Origin of the sequence: Streptomyces sp. NPDC029216 (genome assembly GCF_040648015.1) — a bacterium.
GTDB lineage: Bacteria > Actinomycetota > Actinomycetes > Streptomycetales > Streptomycetaceae > Streptomyces.
Map to the genome: position 1 here is coordinate 1 of NZ_JBEZWL010000301.1, position 1,922 is coordinate 1,922.

Sequence of the window (1,922 nt, forward strand, 5' to 3'; positions counted from 1 at the left end):
GCCCTGCCTTCATGCCCGGACACTCGCAACATCACCCGACCCAGAACCCTGTTCGAACCCAAACGCCCCCACGCTCGATAGAACAACGGGTTCTCGGCGTCCGGCGGCCGTCTTGGGCTGATACCCGTAGCCGCGGACGGGGGTTCCGTCAGCGAGGGGGTGGGGCGACCGGGTCTCGGGGAATCCGCCTTTGGAACCAGGCCACGTCCCAGAAGGTGCCGAATTTGTGGCCGACTTGTTCGAAGCGACCTGCGGGCCGGAAGCCGAAGCGTTCGTGGAGCCGCTGGGAGGCCTCGTTGGGCATGGTGATTCCGGCGAGTGCCAGGTGGACGTCCTCCTGCTCCAGCAATTCGAAGAGGGAGGTGTAGAGCAGGCTGCCGACACCACGTCCCACGTGTTCGGGCGCCACGTAGACGGTGGTTTCCACCGACGTCGCGTAGGCCGGCTTGGGGCGGAACGGGCTGCTGGTCGCGTAGCCGAGGAGCTTTCCGCCTTCCTCGGCCACGAGGAGCCGGTGTCGGCCGGATGCGGGATGGGCCAGCAGCCACGGCCGACGCTGATCGACGGTGAAGGGGACGACGTCGAAGGTGATCGGCGTCTCGACCACATAGTGGTTGTAGATGCGGGTCAGCTCTTCGAGGTCGCTCTCGGTACCGGGCCGGACCTCGGCCCCGCTCGTAGTCATCTGCGTGACGGTAGTCGGGGCTCGTTACATCGGGGTTTCGCCTCCAGGAGGCTATCCCCCGGGCAGATCCGCCGGGTAGCAGGCAGGCGGCGGGCCATGCCGCACCGGAAGGATCGGGGACGTCCGCAATCCCCCACCCCGAATCGAGTCCGTCATGACGCACGCCTTGCAGAAGCCGTCCAGCGGCCTGGCCTCGTCAACGCCTGCGGTGATTCGTGGAGCATTCGCCCTCTGGGTGACGGCGGTGGCGGCCGGTGTGTTCGAGACGGTGCTGGCCGTCGGCAGGATGGCTGCCGACGGGACGGGCTCCGCCTCGGAGATCGCCGTGGGTCTGGCCATACGGATTCCCGTCTTCGCCGCCGCCCTGCTGATCGCAGTCCAGATGCGCCGGGGACGCCGTTGGGCGCGGATCGCGCTGACCCTCGGCCTCGGGGTCGTGGGTACGGCGTCGATGGTCGCCCAACCGATCCGCGCCTGGGCCCAGGGCCGTTCCCTCAGCACCGCACTCCAAGAGGCCGGGGCCATGGACTTCGCCTTCGCCGCCAGTCGCGTGCTCCACGTCGCGGCCGTGCTCACCGCCGTGGTGCTGATGTTCCTCCCGGCCGCCACCCCCCACTTCGCCAACAAGCGAGCCTGACAGCGAGCCAGGACGGCCGGTGTTGGGTCCCGACCCCTCCCTGATCGTCCTGCGGCGCCGGGAGCGACAGCAGGAGCGCGTAGCGATCTGATGCGCCAGGCAGGCCCGGAGGACTATCTCCTCGTCCTGCCCTGCGGGTATCAGCCCAAGACGGCCGCCGGACGCCGAAATCTGGGCAGCGCGTAGCGATCTGACGCGCCAGGCGGGCCCGCAGGACTATTCCATCGTCCTTGGCTGCGGGCATCGGCCCCAGACGGCCGCCGGACGCCGGAATCTGGGCAGCGCGTAGCGATCTGATGCGCCAGGCGGGTCCGGAGGACCATTCCATCGTCCTTGGCTGCGGGCATCGGCCCCAGACGGGCTGCGGACGCTGAGACGGGAGGAGCGCGTAGCGATCTGGGGCGGGCCCTGGTCCGGAATCGGGATCTGGAGGGGTCGGATGCCCGGTCTGGCGGGCCCGGTCTGCTCGTCTCATCGCTGAGGGAGCCGGATGGTCAAGGATCGTCCGGACCGTTCCTTTGGGGGCTTCCCGACAGTCCTTGTCTTTCCGGGGCGGGGCGGGCTGTCAAGGGTGGCCGAAGGCCATCGCGAAGCGACGCG

2 protein-coding genes are annotated in these 1,922 nt (G+C 69.0%); one reads left to right on the forward strand and one right to left on the reverse strand.

Features of this window, described 5'->3' with window-relative positions; translation table 11 throughout:
* Nucleotides 1–148: 148 nt before the first annotated feature.
* Nucleotides 149–685, reverse strand: coding sequence for an N-acetyltransferase family protein (locus tag AB0F18_RS39150; protein ID WP_362070299.1), 537 nt, complete (start codon nt 683–685; stop codon nt 149–151).
* Nucleotides 686–839: 154 nt separating this feature from the next.
* Between AB0F18_RS39150 and AB0F18_RS39155 the strand changes: the two genes are divergently transcribed.
* The gene (locus tag AB0F18_RS39155) at nt 840–1,322 is read left to right on the forward strand and encodes a hypothetical protein (protein ID WP_362070302.1); all 483 of its coding nucleotides are present in this window, start codon (nt 840–842) and stop codon (nt 1,320–1,322) included.
* Nucleotides 1,323–1,922 lie beyond the last annotated feature (600 nt).